Annotated in this window: 23 protein-coding genes; 11 read left to right on the plus strand and 12 right to left on the minus strand. The window is 71.8% G+C overall.

All coding sequences use genetic code 11. The features are described 5' to 3' along the window. The first annotated feature begins 164 nt into the window (after positions 1 to 164). The 7 genes from ACFTZC_RS27205 to ACFTZC_RS27235 all read left to right on the plus strand — a co-directional run bounded on the left by ACFTZC_RS27205 (position 165) and on the right by ACFTZC_RS27235 (position 8521). On the plus strand, positions 165 to 488 hold the full coding sequence (locus ACFTZC_RS27205; protein WP_382894054.1) for a DUF6415 family natural product biosynthesis protein: 324 nt from the start codon (positions 165 to 167) through the stop codon (positions 486 to 488). A gap of 465 nt (positions 489 to 953) precedes the next feature. Next, the gene (locus tag ACFTZC_RS27210; RefSeq protein WP_382894056.1) at positions 954 to 2120 is read left to right on the plus strand and encodes a GNAT family N-acetyltransferase; all 1167 of its coding nucleotides are present in this window, start codon (positions 954 to 956) and stop codon (positions 2118 to 2120) included. Positions 2121 to 2504: 384 nt separating this feature from the next. Further along, positions 2505 to 3704, plus strand: coding sequence for a glycosyltransferase family 2 protein (locus ACFTZC_RS27215; RefSeq protein WP_382894058.1), 1200 nt, complete (start codon positions 2505 to 2507; stop codon positions 3702 to 3704). Positions 3705 to 3904: 200 nt separating this feature from the next. After that, on the plus strand, positions 3905 to 4675 hold the full coding sequence (locus ACFTZC_RS27220) for a polysaccharide deacetylase family protein (RefSeq protein WP_382894163.1): 771 nt from the start codon (positions 3905 to 3907) through the stop codon (positions 4673 to 4675). A 116-nt stretch (positions 4676 to 4791) separates the two neighbouring features. Further along, positions 4792 to 6945 (plus strand): hypothetical protein, encoded by a 2154-nt coding sequence (locus ACFTZC_RS27225; protein ID WP_382894060.1) that lies wholly within the window; start codon positions 4792 to 4794, stop codon positions 6943 to 6945. A 20-nt stretch (positions 6946 to 6965) separates the two neighbouring features. Then, the gene (locus ACFTZC_RS27230; RefSeq protein WP_382894062.1) at positions 6966 to 7391 is read left to right on the plus strand and encodes a hypothetical protein; all 426 of its coding nucleotides are present in this window, start codon (positions 6966 to 6968) and stop codon (positions 7389 to 7391) included. Next, complete coding sequence (locus ACFTZC_RS27235) at positions 7388 to 8521, plus strand: glycoside hydrolase family 26 protein (RefSeq protein WP_382894064.1); 1134 nt, start codon at positions 7388 to 7390, stop codon at positions 8519 to 8521. Before ACFTZC_RS27230 ends, ACFTZC_RS27235 begins: the two co-directional genes overlap by 4 nt. Before the next feature lie 11 nt (positions 8522 to 8532). Here the strand turns inward: ACFTZC_RS27235 and ACFTZC_RS27240 are convergent, their stop codons facing one another. From ACFTZC_RS27240 to ACFTZC_RS27290, 11 genes are all read right to left on the minus strand, one after another. Continuing rightward, positions 8533 to 10881: a lipopolysaccharide biosynthesis protein gene (locus ACFTZC_RS27240; protein ID WP_382894066.1), complete on the minus strand. Its 2349-nt coding sequence runs from the start codon at positions 10879 to 10881 to the stop codon at positions 8533 to 8535. Beyond that, a complete protein-coding gene (locus ACFTZC_RS27245) occupies positions 10874 to 12031 on the minus strand; it encodes a DegT/DnrJ/EryC1/StrS family aminotransferase (protein ID WP_382894164.1) in 1158 nt (385 codons plus the stop codon). The genes ACFTZC_RS27240 and ACFTZC_RS27245 overlap by 8 nt, the downstream gene beginning before the upstream one ends. Before the next feature lie 141 nt (positions 12032 to 12172). Beyond that, positions 12173 to 12658, minus strand: coding sequence for a GNAT family N-acetyltransferase (locus ACFTZC_RS27250; protein ID WP_382894068.1), 486 nt, complete (start codon positions 12656 to 12658; stop codon positions 12173 to 12175). 51 nt (positions 12659 to 12709) lie between these two features. Then, entirely contained in the window at positions 12710 to 13033 is a 324-nt protein-coding gene (locus tag ACFTZC_RS27255) for a hypothetical protein (protein ID WP_382894069.1), read from the minus strand. A 24-nt stretch (positions 13034 to 13057) separates the two neighbouring features. Then, a complete protein-coding gene (locus tag ACFTZC_RS27260) occupies positions 13058 to 14692 on the minus strand; it encodes a hypothetical protein (protein WP_382894071.1) in 1635 nt (544 codons plus the stop codon). A 163-nt stretch (positions 14693 to 14855) separates the two neighbouring features. After that, positions 14856 to 15599 (minus strand): class I SAM-dependent methyltransferase, encoded by a 744-nt coding sequence (locus ACFTZC_RS27265; protein ID WP_382894073.1) that lies wholly within the window; start codon positions 15597 to 15599, stop codon positions 14856 to 14858. A gap of 241 nt (positions 15600 to 15840) precedes the next feature. Continuing rightward, positions 15841 to 16047 carry a DUF397 domain-containing protein gene (locus ACFTZC_RS27270; protein WP_382894075.1) on the minus strand — a complete coding sequence of 69 codons (207 nt, stop codon included), beginning with the start codon at positions 16045 to 16047 and terminating at the stop codon, positions 15841 to 15843. Next, the gene (locus tag ACFTZC_RS27275) at positions 16044 to 16346 is read right to left on the minus strand and encodes a Scr1 family TA system antitoxin-like transcriptional regulator (protein WP_382894077.1); all 303 of its coding nucleotides are present in this window, start codon (positions 16344 to 16346) and stop codon (positions 16044 to 16046) included. Before ACFTZC_RS27275 ends, ACFTZC_RS27270 begins: the two co-directional genes overlap by 4 nt. Before the next feature lie 175 nt (positions 16347 to 16521). Next, a complete protein-coding gene (locus ACFTZC_RS27280) occupies positions 16522 to 17421 on the minus strand; it encodes an LLM class flavin-dependent oxidoreductase (protein ID WP_382894079.1) in 900 nt (299 codons plus the stop codon). Between the two features lie 51 nt (positions 17422 to 17472). Then, positions 17473 to 18417 carry a hypothetical protein gene (locus ACFTZC_RS27285; protein ID WP_382894081.1) on the minus strand — a complete coding sequence of 315 codons (945 nt, stop codon included), beginning with the start codon at positions 18415 to 18417 and terminating at the stop codon, positions 17473 to 17475. A gap of 191 nt (positions 18418 to 18608) precedes the next feature. After that, complete coding sequence (locus ACFTZC_RS27290; protein WP_382894083.1) at positions 18609 to 19580, minus strand: RNA polymerase sigma factor SigF; 972 nt, start codon at positions 19578 to 19580, stop codon at positions 18609 to 18611. 274 nt (positions 19581 to 19854) lie between these two features. Here ACFTZC_RS27290 and ACFTZC_RS27295 point away from each other — a divergent pair, with 274 nt between their 5' ends. Together ACFTZC_RS27295 and ACFTZC_RS27300 are read left to right on the plus strand one after the other, a co-directional pair. Further along, on the plus strand, positions 19855 to 20223 hold the full coding sequence (locus ACFTZC_RS27295; protein ID WP_382894085.1) for an STAS domain-containing protein: 369 nt from the start codon (positions 19855 to 19857) through the stop codon (positions 20221 to 20223). A 344-nt stretch (positions 20224 to 20567) separates the two neighbouring features. Then, positions 20568 to 21056 carry an ATP-binding protein gene (locus ACFTZC_RS27300; RefSeq protein ID WP_382894087.1) on the plus strand — a complete coding sequence of 163 codons (489 nt, stop codon included), beginning with the start codon at positions 20568 to 20570 and terminating at the stop codon, positions 21054 to 21056. A gap of 173 nt (positions 21057 to 21229) precedes the next feature. Here the strand turns inward: ACFTZC_RS27300 and ACFTZC_RS27305 are convergent, their stop codons facing one another. Beyond that, positions 21230 to 22762 (minus strand): peptide MFS transporter, encoded by a 1533-nt coding sequence (locus ACFTZC_RS27305; RefSeq protein ID WP_382894088.1) that lies wholly within the window; start codon positions 22760 to 22762, stop codon positions 21230 to 21232. Positions 22763 to 23110: 348 nt separating this feature from the next. On the opposite strand from ACFTZC_RS27305, the gene ACFTZC_RS27310 reads away from it, so the two are divergent. Together ACFTZC_RS27310 and ACFTZC_RS27315 are read left to right on the plus strand one after the other, a co-directional pair. Beyond that, entirely contained in the window at positions 23111 to 23788 is a 678-nt protein-coding gene (locus ACFTZC_RS27310; protein WP_365808391.1) for a response regulator transcription factor, read from the plus strand. Positions 23789 to 23818: 30 nt separating this feature from the next. Then, entirely contained in the window at positions 23819 to 25093 is a 1275-nt protein-coding gene (locus ACFTZC_RS27315; protein WP_382894091.1) for an ATP-binding protein, read from the plus strand. Positions 25094 to 25124 lie beyond the last annotated feature (31 nt).

Raw genomic sequence — 25124 nt, forward strand, 5'->3', positions numbered from 1 at the left:
GGCTGTTTTCTGTTCAACAGGGCCAAGCAGCACAGCACACGAAGACGGGGGCCAAGGTGAACACAGTGACAGACGACAGAACAGGTGGCACAGCAGAAAACGCGCACACCACCTACAACGCCGACTCCGCGCAGACTCCTCACACTTCACACACTTCGGAGTGCGTGGACCACAACGCCATAGGGTTCGACGCCGATCGCGCGCTGGCGCCGCATCGCATGATGCCGCCGCCCGCCGAGATCGCGGACCTCACCGCCCGGCTCGTCGGCCACGGCGCGAGGCTCGTCTCCATCGTGGAGGCGATCCCCGAGGCCGAGCACACCGTACGGGCCAAAGGAGCACTCAAGGACTGGTACGACCTGACCGACAGCGGACCCGGGCCCGGCGCCATGGCCCACTGGGTCTACATGCGGGCACTGGCGCGCATGTGCCGTACGTTCATGGACTACCTGCGGGAACGTGACCGTGAAGGCCGGCAGCGGCCATGACTCCGGAAGGGAAACAGCAAGCCTGGTTCGTGATCGCGGTCTGCACACTGGGGCTGACCATCGCACTCGCCGTGGGACTGCGCCTCTGAGGCGGCCCGTCGCCCGGCGCAGAGTTCGACGCAAGTTCGGCGCAAGTTCGGCGCGACGTTCGGCCGGAGAGTTCGGCGGAGAGTCACTTCAGGGCGCCGGTCCGGATCAGGCCCCACTGGTCCGGATGGGCGCACACCCGTGTCCACCGCGCCTCTGGACACCTTCAGCACCTCCTCCGCCTTCCCTGCCTCCTCCACCTCCCGCACCCTTCTGCACCACCTGTTGCGTGCGATGCCCTGATCCGTGACGAGATGGGCGACTGGCACTGTCCCGGAATGATGTGGGCCGGTAACGTCCTGTCGAGTGCGGGCCCACGGGGGACACGGGTTCGCGGGGGGATGCGACCGGGGGGTCGAGTTGGTCGAGTTGAACGATGTGCGCCGCACTGCGCGCCTGCGCGTGGTGGCACCCGCGGATCTGGACGACGCGGAAATCGAGTCCTGGCGCGAGCTGCGCGCCAAGTCCGGGGCTCCCGCCAGCCCTTTCATGGAACCGGAATTCACCCTGGCGGTCGGCCGCGTCCGGCCGGGCGCGCGTGTCGCCGTCGTACGGGAGGGGACGGGAGGCGCGCCGGGCGCGTCCGGTACGGCCACGGGCGGGCCCGGCGGGCCCGGCGAGCCGGTGGGATTCTTCCCGTACGAGCGCGGCCCGCTGGGGCACGGAAGGGCCATCGGCCTCGGCGTCTCCGACTGTCAGGGCGGGGTGTTCCGCGGCGGACTGCGGCTCACGGCACGCGAACTGCTCGCCGGTTGCTCGCTGGTGGCCTGGGAGTACGACAACCTCGAAGCGGGCCAGCGGCTGTTCGTCCCGGGCGGCGCCGGTGAACCCGCCGGGTTCGAGTCCCCGGTCATCGAGGTCGGGGAGGGGTACGAGGCGTACGCGGCGGCCCTGCGGGCCCGGTCGCCCAAGTTCTTCCGCACGACGGCGGCGAAGGAGCGCAGGCTCGGCCGGCAGGCGGGCGAGGTCCGCTTCGTCTTCGACGAGCGCGACCCGGCGGCGCTGCGCACGCTCATGGAGTGGAAGTCCGCGCAGTACCGCAGGACCGGCCGCCGTGACCGCTTCGCGAAGGAGTGGATCAGCGCACTCGTACAGCAGCTCGCCACGACCCGTACGCCGGGGTGCTCCGGCGTGCTCTCCGTGCTGTACGTGGCGGACCGCCCGGTGGCGGCGCACTTCGGGCTGCGTTCGCGCACGGTGCTGTCGTGCTGGTTCCCGGCGTACGACCCGGACTTCGCCAAGTTCTCGCCGGGCCTGATCCTGCATCTGCGGATGGCGGAGGCCGCGGCGGCGGCCGGGATCGGGGTGCTCGATCTGGGGCGGGGCGCGGCGGAGTACAAGGACGCGCTCAAGACCGGCGGCCTGCGGGTCCACGAGGGCGCCGTGACCCGCCCGGGGGTGCGGGGCGCCCTCTACCGGCTGGGCAAGGAGCCGGTCCGCCGGGCGCACGGCTTCGTACGGGAGCGGCCCCGGCTGGCCGCGCACGCGAAGACGGCGCTGAACCGGATGGGCCGCCTGCGGGACGGCCGCCTGCGGGACAGCTGACGAACGCGCGGCACGCGGCACGGGGGCGGGCGGCGCATCAACCGACCAGGGGGAGCGATGACGCACACACCACGGACGACGGGTAGAGACACCGGCTCAGTTACTGGCGCGGGCACCGGCTCAGGTACTGGCGCAGAGCCCGACGGAGCAGCCGACGGGGGGACGGGCCGCGCGGTCGGCGGAGGGACGAGTCGGGGGACCGGCGAGGGGACGGGCCCGGAGGCCGGCGGGGGTGGGCCTGACCGTCGCCCGCCGTTACGCCGCCCGCAGGTTCCGGCGGTTCCGGCGGCCGTCGCCGTCGCCGAGCTCGATCTCCGCGCGGCCGACGGCACCGTCCGCTCCCTCCGCCCGGCGCCCGGCGGCCCGCCCCTCGGGGAGGGGGCGGTGTACGCGCTGGTGCGGATCGACGGCCGCCCCGTCGCGACGGTGACCTGCCGGGTGGCGGCGGGCCAGGACCCGGCGGAGGCGCTGGTGGCCGCCTTCCGCGGGCCGGAGGCGGCCCCTGGCGCGGGGTCCCCCGCCGACCCGGATCCGGCACCGCCCGCGCCCCTTCCCCCGCGTACGGCCGTCGTCGTCGCCACCCGCGAGCGCGCCGGCCAACTCGCCCGCGCCCTCGACTCGCTCCTCGCCCAGGACCACCCCGACTTCCGCGTCCTGGTCGTCGACAACGCGCCCCGCACCACCGCCACCCGCGACCTGGTCGTCTCCCGCTACGCAGGCCGCGTCGACTACGCGCACGAGCCGCGCCCCGGCCTCGCCGTGGCCCACAACCGCGGCGTCGCGGCGGCGGACCGCGCCGCCCCGGTCCTCGCCTTCACCGACGACGACGTGATCGCCGACCCGCACTGGCTCTCCGCCCTCACCGCGCCCTTCGCGGCGGACCCCGGCCTCGGCTGCACCACGGGCCTCATCCTCCCGGCCCGGCTGACCACCCCCGCGCAGATCCTGCTGGAGAGCCACGGAGGCTTCGCCAAAGGCTTCGCGCCCCGGCTGTACGACCCGGCGGCGCCGCCCGCGGGCGAACCCCTCTTCCCGTTCACGGCCGGAAGCTTCGGCTCCGGGGCCAACATGGCGTTCCGCGCCGACGCGCTGCGTGCCGTCGGCGGTTTCGACCCGGCCACCGGCACCGGCACACCCGCCAAGGGCGGTGACGACCTCTACGCCTTCGTCCGTGTCCTCACCGCCGGGCACCGGCTGCGCTACACCCCCGAGGCGCTGGTCTGGCACCACCACCGCGAGACCTGGCAGGACCTGCGGAACCAGGCGTACGGATACGGCGCGGGCCTGACCGCGTACCTCACGGCGATCCTCGTACGCCGCCCCGCCCTGCTGCCGGCCCTGCTCGTGAAGGTGCCACGCGGACTGGCGCACGCCCGCGCGATCTCGGCGCACCGCCCGTACGACGCGCACGCCGGTGGTGCCGCCGGCGACATGACGCAAGCGCCGGGCACGCACGGCGCGCAGTCGTACCCCTGGCCGCGCTCCCTCTCCCGCCTGGAGCGCCGGGGGATGCTGTACGGCCCCCTCGGCTACGCGAAGGCGCGGCTCCGGGCGCGCGGCGGTGCCACCGGGAGGACGCCGTGACGGAGCGGAACACACCGGACCGGCACACACCGGACCGGCACGCGCGGGAGCAGAACCCACCGGACCGGAACACACTGAACCGGAACACACCGGACGTGCACGCGCCGGAGTGGGACACGCCGGAGTGGGACACACCGGACCGGCGCACGCCGGAGTGGGGCACGCCCGACCGGATCCCCGTCCTCCTCTACCACGCCGTGATGGACGACCCGCCCGCCTGGATCGCCGAATTCACCGTCACGCCAAGGGACTTCGCCGCTCATCTCGACGCGGTCACCGCGAGCGGCCGTACCGCCGTCCCCGTCAGCACCCTGGTCCGGCACCTCACCCGGCGCGCGCCGCTGCCGTCCCGGCCGGTCGTCCTCACCTTCGACGACGGCTTCGCCGATCTGCCGGGCCCGACGGCCGAGGCGCTCGCCGCCCGGGCCCTGCCCGCCACCGCCTATCTGACCACCGGGGCCATCACCCCGGGCCGCACCAGCCTGCTGCCGCCCGCGTCGATGATGACCCTCGCCCAGGCGGGCCGGCTGGAGTCGTACGGCCTGGAGGTCGGGGCGCACACGGTCACGCACGCCCAGCTCGACACCCTGCGCGGCCCCGCTCTCCGGCGTGAACTGAGGGAATCCAAGGACGTGCTGGAGGACACGCTCGGCCGCGAGGTCGCGCATCTCGCCTATCCGCACGGTTACAACAGCCGCGCGGTGCGCCGGGCGGCCGAGGGCGCGGGGTACGCCTCGGCCGTCGCCGTACGGCACGCCCTCAGCTCGGGGCGCGACGAGCCGTACCGCATCGCCCGGCTCATCGTGCGCCGTACCCACACCGCGGCGGACGTCGCGTCCTGGATGGCGGGCGGGGCGGCAGCGGGGGAGCGGGCGAAGGTGGCGCCGTACCGGGACTCGCCGGCCACGCTGGGCTGGCGGCTGTACCGGGGCGCGCGGGCGCGGGTGAAGGGGCCGGAATTCGCCGGGTAGCCACGGACGGCAGTCACGGGCGGGCGGCCATGCCGGGTCGTTACGGACGGATGGTCATGAACGGCGCTGAACGGCGCTGAACGGTGACGGATGATGACGAGGGGGGAAGGTATCTCATGACCGCGCGTACCGACAGCACGACCGGCTCCGAAACCAACGACCCGGCACGCACCGGCGAGGCGCCCACTGGCCAAGCGCGCACCGGTCCGCCGCCCACCGACCAGGCGTCCACCAGCCAGGCGCCCACTGGCCAGGCGCGCACCGGTCCGCCGCGTACCGGCCAGGCGCCGACCGGCCAGGCATCCACTGGCCAGGCGCCCACCGACCAGGCGCCCACCGACCAGGCGCCCACCGACCAGGCGCGCACCGGTCCACCGCGTACCGACCCGCGCCCGCCCCTCCCGCCCCGTCCGCCGCGCCGCGGCCCGGGCGCGTCGTTCCTGATCCGCTTCCAGCGGTTCCTCACCTGGCCACCGCTGCTGATCGCGGCCGTCCTCTGGACCTGGTCCTTGCCCCGGATCGGGTTCCGGGACATCGGGGAGTTCGGTCTCCTCGACCGTTTCCCGGTCGCGTACTACGCCTCGCTCGCCGTGCTCTCCCTCGGCTTCCTCGTCAGCCTGCGCCGGGCCGGGACCGCCCCGTGGTGGCCGCTGACCTACTGCGTCGCGATGCTCGTCGCGCTCAAGGCGCCGCCCGGCATCCTCTACGACTCCGTGCGCTACGCCTGGGCGTCCAAGCACGACGCCGTGATAGCGCGGCTGCTCGCCGAGGGCACCTTCCACCCGCAGCAGCGGCTCTCCGGCGGGATGTCCGCGTACGACCAGTGGCCGGGCTTCTTCTCGCTCAACGCCGCGCTGATCAGAGCCTTCGGGGTGCACGGCGCGGCCTCGTACACCAACTGGGCGCCGGTGCTCTTCGGGCTGCTCATGCTTCCGGTGCTGATCCTGATCTACCGCACCTTCACCGACGACTGGCGGCTCGTCTGGACCGCCGTCTGGATCTTCCAGCTCGCCAACTGGGTGGGCCAGGACTACCTCGCGCCGCAGGGCTTCGCCTATCTGCTCTTCCTGACCGTGTTCGCCGTGGTCGTACGGCACTTCGTACGGCCCGGATCGGCCGGCCGGCTGCGCGAGCGCTCCCGCCTCGATCCGTCGGCGACGTCGGTGCCGCCGCCCACCACCCTGAGACAGCGCGCGGTCTGCGTGGCGATCCTCGCCCCGCTGATCGCCGCCGTCAACGCCTCGCACCAACTCACCCCCGTGATGCTCTGCATGACGCTCATGGCCCTCTGTCTGACCCGCCGCTACCGCAACATCGGGCTGCTCGTGGTCACCGGCCTCATCATGCTCGTCTGGGACCTGACGATGGGCCGCGTCCTCTTCCTGGACACCCTGGCCACCCTGCGGGACTCGGCGGGCGACCTGCTGAAGAACTCCCGCCCGGGCTTCGCCGGTGAACCGACCGGTCCCGGGCCGGAGTTGGTGGGCACCGCCAACATCCTGATGGTGCTGGTCCTGGGCGCACTGGCCGCGACCGCGGTGCTGCTGCGGCGCAGGCTGGTACGGAGCGCGCTGCCGCTGCTGCTGGCCGCGGCGGCGCCCGTACCGCTGTTCGCCGTGAACGACTACGGCGGGGAAATGCTGTTCCGCGTCTATCTGTTCGGGCTGCCGGGCACGGCGTTCTTCGCCGCCGCCGCGCTCGTACCGCCCGCCGCGGGACGGGAGAAGGCCCGGCGCCTGGCCCGCCGGGCGACGGCCCTGGTGCTTCCCGTGGCCCTGGCCGCCCTGCTCGTCGGCTTCCTGCCCTCGTACTACGGCAAGGAGGGCATGCAGTACGCGCCGCCCGCCGAGAACGCGTTCGTCGAACGGGCCTACGACCGGGCGCCGGACGGCTCGCTGATCCTCGCCACCACCGGTTCCTTCCCCGGCGCGTACTACCGCTACGACCGGTACGAGCGCTGGTTCTTCACCGAACAGGAAGTGCCGGAGAACCTGAGAATGCTCAAGGATCCCGCCCGCTACCTCGACGAGGGCATCCCGGACGGCCGTCCGGCGTACGTGATCCTCACCCCGTCCCAGGAGAAGGCCACCATCGGCGAGGGGTATCTGCCGGCGGGCGGTTTCGCCCGGATGCGCGAGGCGCTGAAGCGGTCGCCGCACTTCAAGGTCGTGGAGGAGAGCCGCTACGGCCTGCTGCTGGAACACGTCGAGACCCCCGTTCCCGCGCCCACTCCCGCGACTCCCGGCACTCCCGCGACTCCCGCCCGATGACGAACACGGAGGCAGCCGCCATGGACCAACGCACCGCCCACCAGCCGCAGCTCCACTCCCGGCCCTGGCTCAGAGCCGGGCTCGCCCTCTCCGGGTGGCCCGCCCTCGCGGCGACCGCGCTCCCCGACGGGGTGCCGCTGCGCTGGATCCCCATCCTGCTCTTCGTCACCTTCGGCCCCGGGTGCGCCCTGCTCCTCCCGCTGCCCGGCGGTCTGCGCCCGGCCGCCCGGCTGGAGGCCCTGGCGCTGGCCGCGCCGCTGAGCCTCTCCCTCGCCACGCTCACCGCCACCGCGCTCTTCCTCGTGGCGGGCTTCTCCGTCCCGCTGTTCCTCGGCTCGCTCGCGGTCTTCTGCACGGTCGTGGCCCCGCTGCCCGCCATGCCGCTGCCCGCCGCGACGCGGGGCGCGGCCGAACGCGCCAAACCCGCTCCGGAAGGCCATATATGACGCGCGACCACATACGTACGGGGGTACGCGCCGGGGCGAGCCGCGGCACGTACCTGGCGCTCGTCCTCGCCGCCGTCGGCGCCCTGCTCGCCGGGCTCGGGGTCTGGGTCGCCCGGGCGGAGAAGGACGGGCCGGGCCCGGACCAGGCCCTCCCGGAGAACGCCGCCTCCGGCGCGCTGCCGCAGGGGCCGTGCGCGCCGGACGAGAAGCTGGCCCCGCCGTGCGGGGCCTGGTGGGGCGCGTACGTCCCGTACGCGGCGAACGGCTCGCTCACGGACGCCGTGCACGGCTTCGAGAAGAAGATCGGGCGCAAGCTCGATCTCGTCTACAACTACCACGACATGTCCAACACGCAGCGCGACGGAGTGCTCCTCACCCCCGAGGAGCAGGAGCTGGGCCGGGACCGGATGCTGATGCTGGCCTGGGAGTCCACCGTGTGGACCGAGCCGCACCACGAGAACTGGACGGAGACCCAGCTGGGCTGGGCCAATGTCGCGGCCGGGAAGTTCGACGAGGAGATCATCGATCCGCAGGCCAGGCGGCTCAAGGCGTACGGTAAGCGAGTCTTCTTCTCCTTCGACCAGGAGACGGATTTCCGTACGCCGGACGCGGGCACGCCCGAGGAGTTCGTCGCCGCCTACCGCCACATCCACGACCGGTTCGAGAAGCTCGGCGTGGACAACGTGGTGTGGGTGTGGACGGTCTCCGGCTATCTGGGGAACGCGGAGCTGATGAAATCGCTCTACCCGGGCGACGCGTACGTCGACTGGATCGGCATGGACCAGTACAACTACTACCGCTGCCAGCGGAACGCGCGCTGGCTGGACTTCGACGAGAGCCAGCGCCCCACCTACGAATGGCTGCGCGCGAACATTTCGGACCGCAAGCCCGTCATGCTCTCGGAGTTCAGTACGGCGCCCGACCCGGACGACCCGGACCGGCAGCGCGGCTGGTACCAGCGGGTGCCGGAGGTGGCGCGGACGCTGCCGGGGGTGAAGGCGCTGGTGCAGTGGAACCGGCCGGTGCCGGGCCCGCACTGCGATCTGACCGTCAACCAGGGCCCGGCGCTGGACGGTTACCGGGAGGCGGGCCGGGACGACTACTTCCGCCAGCCGGTCCCGCCGCGCTGACGCCGTACGCCCTACTGACGCCGTACGTCCTGTTGGCGCCGTACGCCCAGCTGACGCCGTACGAGGAGGGCCCCACACGTCACCCCGAGCAGCGCCAGGAAGAGCGGCAGGGCCACCGCCGCGAGCGGATCCTGCGCCGACCACCCGGCCACCGCGAGCACCCACACCACCCCCGACACAACCCGCCCGTCCGTTCCCAGCGCCCACAGCATCACGGCGACCAGCGCCAGGCAGAGCAGTTGCAGCACGACGGGCAGGGCACGCAGCACCTGATCGGGCCCGTCGGGACCGCTCTGCCCGGCGGCTCCCGCCAGCGCGTCCCCGATCTGCCGGTGCCAGGGTCCCGACGCCCGGTCCGGCCGTACGCCGAGCAGGGGCGGCGCGCTGTGCAGCGCGGCGAAGGTGATCAGCGGCCCGAGGGCGAGCAGGACGGGCCCGGGCCGTTCCAGCGAGACGGCGGCGCACTGGACCACGATCAGCAGCATGCCCGCGACGAGCGTGAGAGGCGGCAGTACGTCCAGGAGCTGGGCGCCGGTGAGCTGATCGCGGCCGATGTCGCCGAGCCGGGCCAGCGGCGTCCAGAACAGCCCGGCACAGAGCCCGAGCAGCAGCCACAGCACGGTGACGGTCCGGCTCTCGTCGATCCGGTCGGCATGCCCCGGCGGGTGCGCGGGCGCGTTCCCGGGACCCCGTACGGGGACGGGTACGGCCATGCCGAAGGCCGGCGTCGGCGTGTCGTGGGCGCCGCGCAGATAGGCGGTGCGTCCGGCCCAGGTCGTGCCGTACGCCGCGTCCTCCTCGGCCCGCGCGTCGCCCGCCGCGGCCACCGTGCCCGCCGCACCCTGTACGGCGGCCCTGCGGGCCCAGGCGGTCCCGTAATACGAGTCCTCCTCCCCGTTCTTCCCGTCCCCGGGCCTCCCGCCCCGCTCCGCCCCCGTGCGCCGGACACCGACCCAGTCGGCGCCGTCCTTCGTCCGGTGGCGGTAGCGCAGCGCCGCGCGCAGTCCCGGCGCCGCGACCAGGGCGATCAGCGTCATGGACAGCAGCATCGCCAGCCCGGCGCCGGAGATCCCGGCGGGCCCGAGCAGGACCAGCGCGCTGCCCAGGACCAGGACGCACATGGCGCCCTGGAGCGCGGCGAGCATGCCCGTACGGCCCTGGACCCGCAGCACCCCGATGTACAGCTCGACGACGACGCGGGGCAGCGCGGCGGCGGCGAGCAGCCGGAGCACGGTGGTGCCGTGCTCGGCGTAGTCGGCGCCGAACGGCGTGAGGATCTGCGGCGCGAAGAGCACCAGCACCAGCACCACCGGCACCAGCAGCAGCGTCATCCGGCGCAGCGCCCCGCGCACGCCCTCCGCCAGCCGGTCGGGGCTGTGCGAGGCGTGCGCGGTGAGGGAGGAGGCCATGTTGATGGCCATGAACTCCATCGTGCCGCCGACGGTGTAGGCGGTGTAGAAGAAGGCGTTGTGCGCGGAGTCGAAGCGGACCGCGACCATCACCGGCAGCAGGTTGATCATGGCGAGGCTGAAGAGCGCCCCGACCGAGTCACCGGCGAGGAACCGCCCGATCTCCCGGAGCCGGGGCGGTTCGCGGTCGCGGTCGGCGGCGGCCTGGCGCGGGATGAGGCGGCGGAAGATCAGCCAGCCCAGCGGCAGTACGGACAGGGCGATGGCCGCCGCCCAGGAGACGAAGACGCCGAGCACGGGCAGGGCGGTGGCGAACGCGGCGAGCATGAGCAGCTTGCCGATGGAGAAGACGGCGTTGCCGACGGGCACCCAGAAAGCTTTCCGCAGCCCGGTCAGCACCCCGTCCTGGAGGGTGAGCAGCGCCCACGCGACACAGGACGCGGTGAAGACGAGCCCGGCCGTCAGCCCGTCGAGGGGCGCGTAGGAGGGCCCCCAGAGATCGAGGGTCGCCAGGAACACGGCGCAGGCGACGCACACGACGAGCGAACTGACGGCGTACGCGCGCCACACCAGCGGTCCGGTGGCCCGGCCGGCCCGGGGGACGTAGCGGACCACCGCGCCGATCATGGTGGTCGCGGTGATCGAGGCGAGCAGCCGCATGGCGGCGATGGCGGCGGAGCCCTGGCCGACGGCCTCCTCGGTGTAGTAGCGGGCGGCGACGAGCCAGAAGCCGAGGCCGAGGGCGGCGGAGACACCGGTGGAGAGCATCAGCGCGTACGCGTTGCGGAACATGGAGTCGCGGCCCGGGTCGCCGCTGTCACTACTGCCGCTGTGGCCCGGCCCGGGGGAGGGGCCGACGGCCCGCCCCGAACCGCTGTCGACGAGAAGGGACTCGCCCGACTCCAGGCGAGGCCCCGGATGCGGATCCGGCCGCCGGGCGGTGTCAGCCACCGCTGCCGGTCTCCTCCAACTCCACCGGACGGGCGCCCAGTTCGGTGAGTACGGCAAGTGCGCGCTCGGCGTGGCGGGGATCGACGGGCAGGGCGTGCCGGGCGAACCAGGCCGCCGGGTCCGGCGCGGGCGAGGGATCGGTGAACGCGGCGCCCGCGTACACGTCGAGCGGTGGATCGTAGAGATAGCCGGTGGTGATGCGGCGCCGGGCGAGGGCGGCGATCGCCGCGTCGCGGTCCTCGACGAGCAGCGGCACCCGGAACAGCGGCTGTACGGGCCCCTCGGCGGCGCCCGGCGCGGCCCATGGGCTGTTCAGCAGCCGCCGCGTCCCCTCCCGGTGGGCGGCGAGCGTTCCGTCGAGCCCGCGCAGCAGCCGCTCGGTCCGTCCGAGGCGCGGGCGGCCGGGGCGGAGCCGGTAGTCGTGCAGGTCCACCCGGACCCAGGAATGGAACCCGTCGAGTCCCGGCGCCGTCCTGAGGGCCTCCCGTAACTCTCCTCCCCGCAGGGGCATCCGGATCCCGTCCCGCTCCTCCTGCCCGAGCAGCCGCAGCGCGGCCCGCGCACCCCGCGCCAGCCGCAGCCCGCGCACCCCGGCCTCGGCGTACGGCCGTACGGCGTAGGCGAGTTCGGTGCCGATCCGGGCGGGCTGGAGCAGCGCGTCGCGGGCCCGCGCCAGTTCCGTACGCAGGTCAGGGTCCGCGACGGCGAGGAAGCCGCCGGTCTTGGCCCCGACGTGCTTGGAGAGGCTGAACACGGCGGCGTCCCCGAACCCGCCGACGGGCCGGCCCCCGATCTCGCTGCCGATGGCGTGCGCGGCGTCCTCGATCAGCGGGATGCCCAACGCGTCGCAGCGGGCGCGCAGTTCGGGCGCGGGGTCGGGGTTCCCGTACAGATTGGTGGTGAGCACGGCGGAGAGCCCACGCCAGACGGACTCGGGCACGGCCCCGGCGTCGAGGGACCCGTCGCGCGCGTCCAGCGGCGCCTGCACGGGGCGCAGCCCGGCGGCGAGCACGACGAAGAAGATCACGTCGTCGTTGACCGGCGACATCAGCACCCGGCCGCCGGGCGGACACCAGTGGCGCAGCGCCACGTACAGCCCCAGCCGGCACGACGGCACGTACAGACACTCCCTGCCGAGGCGTTGCCCCATCAGCGACTCCAGCACCGAGTACTCCGCCGGGCCGCCCTCCCCAAGAGCCATCGCGTATCCCCATCCCCCCTGCCCCGGCTCAATGTGGCGCATACCGGACGCCCCGTCAATAAGGCCCAGCCTCCCCGCGACGCCCCCCACTCACCCCGCCAGCTCGCGCACGAACCGCAGCCCGGGCCGCCCGTCCAGCTCGAACTCGCCGACCTGCGTGAAGCCGGTACGGGCGAGCACGGCACGCGAACCGGCGTTGTCCGCCCACGTCCTGGCCCGCAGTGAGGAGAGCCCGTACTCGGCGACGGCCAGCTCACACACCCGCCGCACCCCGCTGCTCGCCACCCCGCGCCCGGCGGCCCGCTCGGCCACCCGGTACCCCAACTCGGCGCTCCCGTCCGCCACGTCCACCAGATTGACCCGCCCCCACACGGCCCCGTCCTCAGCCACGAGCAGATGGAAGTGGCACTCCCCGGCCTCCTGCTCGTCGAGCAGCGCACGGTGCCGCTCCTCGAACCGGGCGAAGTACGCGTCACCCCGGTCCGGAACGGAGGCCGCGAAGTAGGCCCGGTTCTCCCGCTCGAACGCGAGCAGAGCGGCGGCATGGTCGGCACGAAGCCGCTGAATCTCAGGCACGGGCCCACGCTACGTCCGCCCCCGCGCCCTGTCCCCCGCTCCCCAGGAGTGTCAGAGGCCCAGCAGCTGTGCCAGGGACGTGACGAGGGCGAGCGCGCCGCTGCCCGCGGCGGAGCCGTCCCGGATCGTGGTGAGCCAGCCGCGTACGCGCTCCCCGTCCACGGGCCGCTCCTCACTCTCCGCCCGCGCGAGCTCGCCACGGAGTTGTACGGCGGCGTCGTCCTGCTCGCTCTGCTCGGCACGCAACAGCCGCACCAAGTCGTCGGCGACGCCCATCGCCTCGGCGGCGGACGGCCCCTGGAAGATCTGATTCAGGCCGTGGTCACCGAAGTTGGACTGTCCGCTGATCGGTCCGTGAAAGTTGTATGTGCCCATTGCCGCCTCCGTTCCGCGTCGTCGTCAGCTCTCGGCCTTGCCCGGTGCGGGAGCAGGCGCGGACGAGGGCGCGGGCGCGGACGAGGGCCCAAGTCCGGCGGCGGCTGCCTGCGACGGGCCTGCACCGCCGCCCCTGCCGGGCTCGCTTCCGCCCATGCCCGCACCCGCACCTGTGCCTGTGCCTGGACCTGAGCCGGGACCCTTGCCCGTGCCGTCGCCGGACCAGGCAGGGGACCGCCCCGCGACGTTGGTCCCGTGGTTGCCGAAGTTGTTCTGCCCGACCACCGGACCGTTGAAGTTGTACGTCTGGTTGTTGACGACCTCCCGGATGCGCTTCAGGTCGGACGCGTCGACGTTGTGCTCGGTCAGGAACCGTTCCGTGGCGAGCAGGACCGCTTGCTGGAGCCGCTGTAATGCGTCCCGCGCGTCCATCCGCTGGAGGTAGTCCCAGCGATCCGCGTCCGACACGTATGCGCGCAGCGTGTACAGGGTTCCGTAGTCGAAACGGCTCTGGCGTCGCACGATCCGACGCCGGTTCGACCAGAGCCGCACCCCGTCGCGAAGCGGCCGCGCGGTGCGCCGGGCCAGCCGGCCCACCGATCTGAAGAGCTGCGGGCGCAGTTCCCGGAGGGTGTATCCCAGGAGCCGGAACGCCCGTTCTCCGGGGCCCAGGGGGAGCTCGTCCACCTTCTCGCCGATCGACGCCCACAGGGGCGGCACCGCATAGGCCGAGACTTCCCAGGAGAGGCGGGACAGGGTGAGGCGGGCCCGGAGGAACATGGTTTCCACATGCGTGCCGTCGGAACCGACCAGCTCCAGCGAGAGATAGGTGCGTACGTTTCCCGACGCCGCCACCCCCTCCGCGATGCGGTCGGATCCGATACGGGTGACGGGACGCCGCATTGGATCCGGCAGCAACTCGGTGCCGAGATCGCGTACATGGTGCCCCCGTACGTACAGCCTGTCGCGGGCGCGTAACCCGTCGATGCCCGCGATGCCGGCCGCCTGTTCCGCGACATAGGCATGCAGCGCGGCCCCGTCGAACGGCTTGATCGTGAGCTTGCGGCCCTCCTTGTCCACTGCGGGCCGGCCCACGTCGATGCCCGGCCATACGGTCTCCATGACCAGGCTGCCGTGCCCCACGAAAGGATGCTCGCCGTCCACCAGGGGACGTCTGCCGTCGTACGTCGTGGCGTACGCCCGGACATTGGCCTCGTCCAGCGCGTCCAGTTCGGCTTCGAGAAGAGAATCCAGAGGCCGGGCGCCCTCGCGTGGCCCGGTCTCCCCCCAGTGGAGGAGGTGGGCCGTCCGCCACACGAACCAGCCCCAGCCGTACACGAGCAGCACGGCCGCGAGGAGAGCCCAGCCGCCCAGACTCAGGTAACGGTGCAGGAGTGGCCGGGCCTGGTGGGCCCCCGCCTGCGTTGCTGCGGCGGCTCCGACCACAGCCAGGACCAGCGCGACGAGACAGAGACCGAGCAGCACGTCCCGCACCGACCGCAGCCGCTCGGCGCGACGCGCGTGCCGGACCACTGCCACCTGGTCGATGCCCAGGGGCGCGCCGTGTGCCCTGAACCGTTCCACCAGGAAGAGCTTGAGCACGGTCGACGCGAAGTCCATGTCGAGATACGCGTATCCGCAGAGCTGCCGAGTCACCAAGTCCGGTCGGGATCTCGGTAAATCGGGGTATCCAGGTCGCTCCATCAGTCCCCCTTGCCGGCGAGCGGTTCCCTCTGGGAAAGGTAGCGCTCACCGGGCGCTCGAACGAGAGCCCGGACGCGGGCGGACAGATGTATGGAGGCGTTCGAGGGGCGCTCGTCGACTACGGTTTCGGTGGGATGCGGTAGACGGAGACGTGATCGCGCGAATCGGCGGTGAATTCGGCCCCCGCCCAGTCCGCGTGCCTGCTCTCCAGCTCGAATCCGGCGAGCTGGGCCATCAGATCGAGTTCGGCCGGCCAGATGTAGCGGTGCGGGCTGCGATAGAGCTGCGCCTCTCGGCTGTCGCCGAAGTGGAAGTGGTGCGACACGACGTGCTGACGCAGGACGTCGTACGTGTCCAGACCGATGTACCCGGTCTCGGAGTGCCAGACGGTGGCCGCCTGCCCCGGCGGCAGCTTGCGCAGCTCGGGTACCCAGAGCTCGACCACGAACCGGCCGCCGGGTCCGAGATGGCGGGCGGCGTTGCGGAAGCACTCGACCTGCTCGGCCTGGGTGAGCAGGTTGGAGATGGTGTTGAAGACGAGATAGACGAGGGTGTACTCCCCGGGGGCGGCGGTGGTCGCCATGTCACCGACGACCACGGGGACCGTCGCCTCGTCGGCCTTGGTACGCAGCTGCCCGACCATCGGGAGGGACAGCTCGATGCCGGTGACGGGCACCCCCCGCCCGGCCAGCGGCACGGCCACCCGACCGGTCCCGACGGCGAACTCAAGCGCCGCCCCGCCGTCCGCGAGCGCGGCGAGACGGTCCACGGTGGGCGTCACGACCTCGGGCGCGAACATACCGACGCCGGGCGTGTCATAGCGCTGGGCGGTCTCTGCGTCCCAGATCTCATCCTGCTCCATACCGCCCACGCTCCCCGCCCACCCCCACCCTGTCCAACGGTTTTCCGCCCGCCGCGTCGGGGGCACGCCGCGTGGGCCGGGGGCGTATTGGTTGCCGTGGGGCCGTGGTGGGCCGGTGGTGTGTTGGGAGGACTGCGGCCACATCATCCCGCCGCACCGTTCCAAGAGGCTGCTCGGCTTGCTGGAACCGTTCCCCGCCTCGGCGTGACGGGTGAGTGTGAGTGTCAGACCTCGGCGCGGTTCAGACGTCGAAGCGGCCCGCCTTCACCCCGTCCAGGAAGGCGGTCCACTCACCGGGGGTGAGGTACTGGACGCCACGGTCAGGGTCCTTGCTGTCCCGTACGGCGCGGCCGCCGTCCGCGGTGTGGGCGACTTCCACGCAGTCCTGGGCTCCGCCCGCTGAACGGCTGGCCTTCTTGAACGCCGTGACGATGTGCCGATTCTTCATTCTGCTTCCTTCGCGTCCTTGTCCGCAGGGATGTCCTTCAGTGTCTGTCTGATGAAGGCGAGGCTCTGACCAGTGGTCAGGGCGGCAGACCTCAGGGCTTCGAAGATCTTGGCGTGCACGGCCATGTCTTCCAGGTCCTCAAGAAGCACCGTACTCATCGTCGTGTCGTAAGCAACGACTTCAGGCGCGGGTTCTGCGCCGAGGCTGAGCATGGTGAAGTGGAAGCGCTCTGCGAGAAGTGGGGCGTACGGCCGCGTGATCCCGGCAAGACGGTATGGGCCCAGCTGCCGATCGCGCACGAGGCGTCGGCGGGATCCACATGACCGGTGCGACCGGTCCACGCGGGCCTGGGCCGGCCATGCGGGACCCCGTGTTGCTGTTCACCGTGCCCCCGGGCGCCCGCCGGGCCGAAGCGCACCGCCCGGGGATCCCCGGGCGGCAGGCCACGGTCCGTACGGCGAACGGGCGCCGGGCTCAGCGCGCCAGGTGCCCCAGCGCCGCGCTGACCTGGTCCAACGGGGCGTCCCCGACCGGGCGCAGGACCACCGTGTCGGCGCCCGCGTCCCAGAGGCTCTCGATGCGGCGGGCGGTTGTCGCCGCGTCGCCCGCCGCGAGGAAGACCTCCTCGGGCGGGATGCCCAACCAACCGGTGTACTCCTCGACCACCGGCGCGGTGGCCGTGGCGACGCGGTCGGGCCGGTCGTCCACGTACAGGTGGGTGAAGGCGATGAGTTCGTGCGGGCGGGGCGGGGTCGCGGCGGCGCGGCCCTTCCCGATGGTTTCGAGCGCGGCCTTGAGTACGTCCGGGCCCTGGCCCTCGGCCATGACCGTACCGTCGGCCACGCGGCCGGACAGCTCCAGCGAGCGCGGGCGTACGACACCGGCCACCAGCGGCGGTGCCACCTCCGGCGGGTGGACCAGGCGTACGCCGTCGATGTGGACCGTGCGGCCGTCCACGGTCGTGGTCCCACCGGCGAGCAGGCTCCGTACCGCCGTGATCGTCTCCTCCAGCAGCGCGAGCTTGGTGGGGGAGGCGGCGCCCACCTGCGCCATCCAGTCGGGGGCCCCGTGTCCGATGCCGGCGATGATCCGGCCCGGGAACACCCGTGCCAGCGTGGCGAGTTCCATGGCGAGGAGCGCCGGGTTGCGCAGTGGCGCGGGCATGATGCCGATGCCGACCCGCAGCCGGTCGGTGGCGGCCAGCGCGAGCGTCGCCGAGGAGACCGAGCCCGCCCAGGCCAGGTCCTCCACGACCCACAGGTCGTCCGCGCCGAGCTCTTCGACCGCGCGGGCGTACGCCGCCAGCTCTTCCGGGCGCCCGTCTCTGTCGAACATCACGCCGATACGGCGGGAGGAAGCGAAGTCACTGGTCATCCGATGACCCTACTGTGACGGCCTGCGGCCCGGGGAGCCGTCGAGCCGCGATCACTGAGCCGCGATACGGGTCAATTCCGCGCTGAACTCCCGCAGTTCCGGCGAGGGCCGCGCGGCGGAGGAGACGAGCCCCGCCACGGACCGGGCCTGCTCGGCGACGCAGGCGGGGTCCATCAGCCCTGGCCCACCGATCTGTTCGGGGTCCATCGCCTGCCGGGCGCCCTCCAGGAAAGCCTCGGCGCGTATCAGAGGTGAGAGATAGCTGACCTCGGGCACGGTGGCCGTCGAACCGTCTTCCATGTGAAAGGAGATGGTGAAGGTGTAGACCCACGGCAGTGAACCCCCGCCATGGCGCACCGGCCCGACCGTGAACGCCACACGTTCCTGCGCGTGCGGGGGAAGGGTGTACAGCATCTTCCGGGTGACCACCGAACCCTTGCCCACCTTTTCCGGCACTTTGACGTTGTACTGCGCCATGATGTCGGTTCCGCCACCGCCGTAGGTACAACCGACCTGGGTCGCCGCGCTGAAGTGCACCTCCGCGTGGCTCACCAGAGCAGGGTTGTCGCCGCTGTTCCGCAGCACCGCGCTGACCACCGAGGTGCTCTGCTCGATCCGGCCCGTGACCTGGCCGTCGAAGACGGTGTCGGCGGCGATGTTCTCCTCGCGGTCCACATCGGAGTTGACCAGGGTGACGGCAGGCGGTGGTTCAGGTTCCGGCTCCGGGGTCGGTCGGGGCTGGGCGTCGGGCCAGAAGAGGAAGATCAGCCCGGCCACTCCGGCGACGACGGCGACCACTCCGCCGACGGTCGTGAGGATGTCCTGCGGTCTGCGCCAGAAGGGGGTGGCCGGCGCACCACCGTCTCCGGCACGGACCCCAGGAACGTTTCCGCCCCCGGACCCGTCCCCGGACCCGCTCCCGTCCCCGGATCCCTGCCCGGCTCCGTCGCCGGTGTCATCTCCCGTGCTCGTGCGGCGCGTTTCTTCCTCTCCCATGGTCTCTCCCTCCCCATCCAGGTGAACAGCCATACCCGGCACGGCGGTCCGGGCTGTTGTGCGCGGCTGCCACGCCGCCGCTGATCCGTCAGGGCCCGGCCCCACAGCCGAGTGCGCCCGTCCCCACGTTCAGGGGACGGGCGCACGGGGCGGACAACGGCGGCGAGGAGAGGAACGCAACTCCGGCCCGCTCACTCCTCCAGCGTCAGGCCCTTTCTGAGCTTGACCAGGGTGCGGGTGAGCAGCCGCGACACATGCATCTGCGAGATGCCCAGCTCCTCCCCGATCTCCGACTGCGTCATGTTCGCGACGAAGCGCAGGGAGAGGATCGTACGGTCGCGCGACGGCAGCGTCGCGATCAGCGGCTTCAGCGACTCGACGTACTCGATGCCTTCGAGCCCGTGGTCCTCGTACCCGATCCGGTCGGCCAGCGCGCCCTCGGTGTCGTCGTCCTCGGGCTGTGCGTCCAGCGAGCTCGCGGTGTACGCGTTGCTCGCCGTCATGCCCTCGACGACCTCCTCCCTGGTGAGGCCGAGGTGCTCCGCCAGTTCCCGGACGGTGGGTGCGCGGTCGAGGCGCTGCGCCAGTTCGTCGCCCGCCTTGGCGAGGTCGAGGCGCAGCTCCTGGAGCCTGCGCGGTACGCGTACCGACCAGGACGTGTCGCGGAAGAAACGCTTGATCTCGCCGATGATCGTCGGCATCGCGAAGGTGGGGAACTCGACGCCCCGGCTCAGTTCGAAGCGGTCGATGGCCTTGATCAGGCCGATCGTGCCGACCTGGACGATGTCCTCCATCGGCTCGCTGCGGGAGCGGAACCGGGAGGCCGCGAACTTCACGAGGGCGAGGTTCAGCTCGACCAGGGTGTTGCGGACGTACGCGTGCTCGTGGGTGCCCTCCTCCAGCGCGTCGAGGCGGGCGAAGAGGGTCTTCGACAGGGCCCGGGCGTCCACCGCGCCCACCTCGTCGAAGGGCGGAATCGCAGGCAGGTCCGCCAGGTCGGTGAGCCCGTCGGGGCAGTCCTCGGACTGCCGCGTCGCGTCGGACGAAGTGCCGGACGGAGCGTCGGACAGAGTGACGTGGGTCTCAACAGCTGCGGGCGGAGTTGCCGACGGCGCGTTCTGGGTACGCGGTTCGTCGAGCCGGGGTGACATGGTCTCCTCCATACGTTCTCGGCATATGGCTGCCGAAGCCGATATGTGTTGCTCCGGTTTGCGGCGCCTCCAAAGCCGGTCGCGGGCGGACGTGTCCCTACTAGCCCTACCCGGTAGGTACGGACCGTTGCAAGTGTTAATTGCGGCATATGTCCATATTGTGGGGGACTTTGGGTACCGCCCGACGTGTGAAAGGCGTAATGTTCGACGGGCGTCATCCGCTGGTGATGACGGCGAGACGGACCACTGTCGGCATGATCGACACCATCGGCGAAGAGGGACGGGCATGGACCGCCAGACGGTCGGCAGCACGAACCGGGGCCGGCTTCAGGTCGGAGTTCGGGCCGAGGGCCTGAGTGAGGTAGTGACGGCGGTCGGTGAGCTGGATCACCACACGGCCGAGTTGTTGCGCGAGCCTCTGGAGGACGCCGTTGGGCGGGGCCGGGTGCGCCTGGTGATCGACTGTTCACAGCTTGAATTCTGCGATTCCACCGGGCTCAACGTGCTCCTCGGTGCCCGCCTGAAGGCGGAGGCCGCCGGGGGAGGGGTTCATCTGGCCGGGATGCTGCCCGTCGTCGCGAGGGTCTTCGAGATCACCGGGGCGGACGCCGTGTTCACCGTCCATGACTCGCTCGCGGACGCCCTGGCCGGCTGAGTGGGGGCCGGTCCCGGCCGGCGCCTCGGCCTGTGCCCCGGACCCGGTCCCGGCGATGCTCCTGGCGCCGCCTCCGCCGTCGATCGGATCCGACCCCTTTCATGGCCTCTTTTCCGCCTTGTCGTGGCAGCGGAGGCCTCTGTGTTGCCTGTGTCACGACGCCCGATCGATGAAGTGGGTGTTGTCACGATTCGGAGGGGCAGAAGACCCCGGGCAGGCCCCGCGGGATCCTGGCTCGCACAATTGATGAAGCCGTATTGAAGTTGTACTGAAGCTGCACTGAAGTTGTATTGAAGTCGCATTGATGAACTCACGCATTGGTGAATCGGTGAGGTGAAGCGCTGATGAGCACCACCCGGCAGCCGCCGCCGGGCGACCTCGGCCCCGAGTCGGACCGGTCGGGGCATCCCCCCGTGGCGTCCGACGCGCGGGTGCGAACGCTCGTACTGGCCGGCGCCAGCGGTGTTGTCCCGCTCGCGCGTGACTTCACCCGCCAGGCGCTCCACGACTGGGGCTGGCTCCCGGCCGCGACCGCCGACCGCCGCGCCGCCGCGGAGGACGTCCTCCTGGTCGTCTCCGAACTGGTCACCAACGCCTGCCTGCACGCCGGCGGCCCCGAGGGGCTGCGCGTCGCGTACACCGCGAAGGTGCTGCGGCTGGAGGTCAGCGACCTGGGCACGGGCCAGCCGGCGCCGCGCACCCCGCATCGCGCGGGGCGACCCGGGGGCCACGGCATGTTTATCGTGCAGCGGCTCTGCCTCGACTGGGGCGTCGCCAGGACGCCGGGCGCGGTGGGCAAGACCGTCTGGGCGGAGCTGTCCGCTCCGGCGTGACGCGCGTAGGTCGTACGTAGGCCGTACGTACGCGAAGGGGCGCCGCGACCGGATGACCGGTGCGGCGCCCCTTCCCGTACGCCCGTGCCGACGCGTCCCGTATCCCCGTACGGAACCGGCTCGCGGCCCTGGCCCGGTGGTCCGGTGACTCAGCGGCTCAGTGGTTCAGCGGTTCAGTGGATGTCGCCCATCAGTGCCCTGACCTTCCGCCGGTACATGAAGACCGCGATCCCCGCCGCCGTGGCGAGCAGCGCCTCCAGGGCCACCACGCCCGTACGGCTCAGATCGACGCCGCCGATGGAGAGCAGCCCGGTCACCGAGTCGCCCGCCGTCACCGCCAGGAACCAGACGCCCATCATCTGGCTCGCGTACTTCGCCGGCGCCATCTTCGTCGTCACCGACAGGCCCACCGGCGACACGCACAGCTCACCGACGGTCTGGATCAGATAGATGCCCACCAGCCACATCGGGCTGACCAGCGTCCCCCCGTCCGCCATGAAGAGCGGGAGCAGGAAGAAGAAGAACGAGACGCCGATGAAGAACAGTCCGGCGGCGAACTTCACGACCGTGCTGGGCTCCTGGCCCCTGCGGTTGAGCCACAGCCAGAACCAGGCGATGACCGGCGCCAGCGCCATGATGAAGACGGGGTTCAGCGACTGGTACCAGGAGGTCGGGAAGGACAGCCCGAAGAGCGAGTCGGCGGCCTTCGTCGTGCCGAACGCCTGGACCGTCGAGCCGCCCTGGTCGTAGATCATCCAGAAGACGGCGGCGGCCACGAAGAACCAGATGTACCCGGACATCTTGGTCTGCTCGGTCGCCGACAGTTCCTTGTCGCGCTTGATCCTGATCAGCACGGCGGCCGGGATGGCCAGGCCCGCCAGGGTCAGCGGGACCATCGCCCAGTTGAGCGTGAAGTGGCCGCTGAGGACGACGGCCCCGTAGAAGACGGCCGCGATCAGCAGCCAGGTCAGGCCCTTGCGCAGCCAGGCGGCACGCTCCTCGCGGGAGAGCGGGGTGGGGACCCGGCTGCTCTGCGGGCTGAGGTGCTTCGTACCGAGCAGGAAGGCGGCCAGGCCGATGGCCATGCCGACCGCGGCGAGCGCGAAGCCGAGGTGCCAGCTGTACTTCTCGCCCACGGTGCCGATGATCAGCGGGGCGAAGAAGGCGCCGATGTTGATGCCCATGTAGAAGACGGTGAACCCGCCGTCGCGGCGCGGGTCGTTCGGGCCGTCGTAGAGATGGCCGACCATCGTCGAGATGTTGGCCTTCAGCAGGCCCGAGCCGAGCGCCACCAGCGCCAGACCGGCGAAGAAGGTCCCCGAGCCCGGCAGGGCGAGCGTGAGGTGGCCCAGCATGATCGTGCAGGCCGCGATCGTGACGGTCTTGCGCGGGCCCCAGACCCTGTCCCCCAGCCAGCCGCCGGGCAGCGCCAGCAGATAGACCATCGACAGGTAGATGGAGTAGATGGCCGTGGTCGTGGCCAGGTCCATCGCGAGGCCGCCGCCCTGAAGCCCCTTCGAGGCATCGGGTCCGCCGGAGAGCAGATAGATCGTGAGCAGTGCCCTCATGCCGTAGAAGCTGAAACGCTCCCACATCTCGGTCATGAAGAGGGTGGCCAGTCCGCGGGGGTGGCCGAAGAAGGTCTTCTCCGGTCCGGCGGGTGCGCCGGGCGAATCGGGCGATTCCTTCGTCAGGCTGGACGCCATGGTCGATCCTTCGTGGGGGGTCTGCACAGAAAAAGGACCTTCGGCGCTCAGCAGGCCAAAGGTCCCCGGGTGGTACTACAGGCGTCTCAACACCATACGGCACGATAGAGCACCCTATGGAAGGGTCTGAGAGATGGATCACAGGTTTTCATGGAACCAAACGCTTATATTCGAAGGCTGATCATCCGATCGAACCACTGAGCCGCAGGCGTCACACCGGACCCCGTCCGGACTCCCTCCGCGGCTCGTCCACGGCCCGCCGGACGCCCCACCGGGCGCCCCGCCGCGCCCCCGTGACGGTCGCCGAGCACTTCCCGACCGGCACCCTTCGCGGTCTACCATCACCCCATGACCCGTGTACTGCTCGCCGAGGACGACGCTTCCATCTCGGAGCCGCTGGCCCGCGCCCTGCGCCGGGAGGGATACGAGGTCGAGGTCCGTGAGGACGGTCCGACCGCGCTGGACGCCGGACTCCAGGGCGGCGTCGACCTCGTCGTCCTCGATCTGGGGCTGCCCGGCATGGACGGCCTCGAAGTCGCCCGCAGACTGCGCGCCGAAGGCCACACCGTCCCGATCCTGGTGCTGACCGCCCGCGCCGACGAGGTGGACACCGTCGTCGGCCTGGACGCCGGCGCCGACGACTACGTCACCAAGCCGTTCCGGCTGGCGGAGCTGCTGGCGCGGGTCCGGGCGCTGCTGCGGCGCGGTGCCGCGGACCCCGTGCCGGCCCCGGCCACCCACGGCGTGCGGATCGACGTCGAGTCGCACCGGGCCTGGATGGGCGACGAGGAACTGCAGCTCACGGCCAAGGAGTTCGACCTGCTGCGCGTCCTGGTCCGGGACGCGGGCCGGGTCGTCACCCGCGACCAGCTGATGCGCGAGGTCTGGGACACCACCTGGTGGTCGTCCACCAAGACGCTCGACATGCACATCTCCTGGCTGCGCAAGAAGCTCGGCGACGACGCGGCGAACCCGAGGTACATCGCGACGGTACGGGGCGTCGGCTTCCGCTTCGAGAAGAGCTGAAGTACTGAGAGCTGATGCCCGGAGGGCACCGTGCGCCGTCGTCTGATCAACTCCACGCTCGCCGTGGTGCTTGTCGTCATCGCCGTCTTCGGGGTGTCGCTCGTCATCGTCGAGACCCGCACGATCAGCAACAGCGCCCAGGAGAGCGTGGACTCCGAGGCGCTGCGGCTGGTCAGCATCGTCGACAGCCGGCTGATCGGCGGCGACCGCATCACGGCCAGGATCCTCTCCGAACAGATCGATCAGACGCGGTACGCGCGGATCGAGATCCCCGGCCGCGCGGACGTCGAGATCGGTACGCGCCCCACCGGCAGTGTCATCCGCGCGAAGGCGGAGGGCGAGGAGGGCGAGACCGTCATCGTCGAGGAGGCGCGCTCCTCCGTCACCCGCGAGGTCGGCCGTACGCTGCTGATCATCGGCGCGGTGGCGCTGCTCGCCGTCGTCGCCGCCGTGCTGCTCGCCGTACGCCAGGCGAACCGGCTGGCCTCACCGCTCACCGATCTGGCGGAGACGGCGGAGCGCCTCGGCTCGGGCGACCCGCGCCCCCGCCACAAGCGGTACGCGGTGCCCGAGCTGGACCGGGTCGCCGATGTCCTGGACTCCAGCGCCGAGCGGATCGCGCGGATGCTCACCGCCGAGCGCCGGCTCGCCGCGGACGCCTCGCACCAGCTCCGTACGCCCCTGACCGCCCTGTCCATGCGGCTGGAGGAGATCTCCGCCACCGACGATCTGGACACGGTCAAGGAGGAGGCCATGATCGCGCTGACGCAGGTCGAGCGGCTCACCGACGTGGTGGAACGGCTCCTGACCAACGCGCGCGACCCCCGGACGGGCTCGGCCGTCGCCTTCGATCTCGACGAGGTCGTCAAGCAGCAGATCGAGGAGTGGCGGCCCGCCTACCGCAGCGCGGGGCGCGCCATCGTCTGCTCGGGGCGGCACGGCATGCGGGCGGTCGCCACGCCGGGCGCGGTCGCCCAGGTGCTCGCGGCGCTGATCGAGAACTCGCTGATGCACGGCGGCGGTACGGTCGCGCTGCGCACCCGCGTCACCGGCAACCAGGCGGTGATCGAGGTGACGGACGAGGGGCCGGGCGTACCGGCGGACCTCGGGGCGCGGATCTTCGAGCGGACCATCAGCGGCCGGAACTCCACCGGGATCGGCCTCGCCGTCGCCCGTGACCTCGCGGAGGCGGACGGCGGACGGCTGGAGCTGCTCCAGCAGCAGCCGCCGGTCTTCGCGCTCTTCCTCAGCCGGGAGGCCCGTACCCGCAAGGCGACGAAGGACCCGGACCGCCCGGTCCGCTGACGCGGCCGACGGCGCCGCGAGCACCCGGACG

It is taken from the genome of Streptomyces sp. NPDC056987, assembly GCF_042673865.1.
Lineage (GTDB): Bacteria > Actinomycetota > Actinomycetes > Streptomycetales > Streptomycetaceae > Streptomyces.

Bases quoted from the DNA above. Each gene is read 5' to 3' on its own strand.
- ACFTZC_RS27280 (WP_382894079.1), bottom strand. From the start codon at position 17,421: ATGACCAGTGACTTCGCTTCCTCCCGCCGTATCGGCGTGATGTTCGAC.
- ACFTZC_RS27245 (WP_382894164.1), bottom strand. From the start codon at position 12,031: ATGGGGCAACGCCTCGGCAGGGAGTGTCTGTACGTGCCGTCGTGCCGG.
- ACFTZC_RS27270 (WP_382894075.1), bottom strand. From the start codon at position 16,047: ATGAAGAATCGGCACATCGTCACGGCGTTCAAGAAGGCCAGCCGTTCA.
- ACFTZC_RS27285 (WP_382894081.1), bottom strand. From the start codon at position 18,417: ATGGGAGAGGAAGAAACGCGCCGCACGAGCACGGGAGATGACACCGGC.
- ACFTZC_RS27230 (WP_382894062.1), top strand. From the start codon at position 6,966: ATGGACCAACGCACCGCCCACCAGCCGCAGCTCCACTCCCGGCCCTGG.
- ACFTZC_RS27300 (WP_382894087.1), top strand. From the start codon at position 20,568: ATGAGCACCACCCGGCAGCCGCCGCCGGGCGACCTCGGCCCCGAGTCG.
- ACFTZC_RS27220 (WP_382894163.1), top strand. From the start codon at position 3,905: ATGGACGACCCGCCCGCCTGGATCGCCGAATTCACCGTCACGCCAAGG.
- ACFTZC_RS27305 (WP_382894088.1), bottom strand. From the start codon at position 22,762: ATGGCGTCCAGCCTGACGAAGGAATCGCCCGATTCGCCCGGCGCACCC.
- ACFTZC_RS27310 (WP_365808391.1), top strand. From the start codon at position 23,111: ATGACCCGTGTACTGCTCGCCGAGGACGACGCTTCCATCTCGGAGCCG.
- ACFTZC_RS27290 (WP_382894083.1), bottom strand. From the start codon at position 19,580: ATGGAGGAGACCATGTCACCCCGGCTCGACGAACCGCGTACCCAGAAC.
- ACFTZC_RS27265 (WP_382894073.1), bottom strand. From the start codon at position 15,599: ATGGAGCAGGATGAGATCTGGGACGCAGAGACCGCCCAGCGCTATGAC.
- ACFTZC_RS27295 (WP_382894085.1), top strand. From the start codon at position 19,855: ATGGACCGCCAGACGGTCGGCAGCACGAACCGGGGCCGGCTTCAGGTC.
- ACFTZC_RS27225 (WP_382894060.1), top strand. From the start codon at position 4,792: ATGACCGCGCGTACCGACAGCACGACCGGCTCCGAAACCAACGACCCG.
- ACFTZC_RS27255 (WP_382894069.1), bottom strand. From the start codon at position 13,033: ATGGGCACATACAACTTTCACGGACCGATCAGCGGACAGTCCAACTTC.
- ACFTZC_RS27235 (WP_382894064.1), top strand. From the start codon at position 7,388: ATGACGCGCGACCACATACGTACGGGGGTACGCGCCGGGGCGAGCCGC.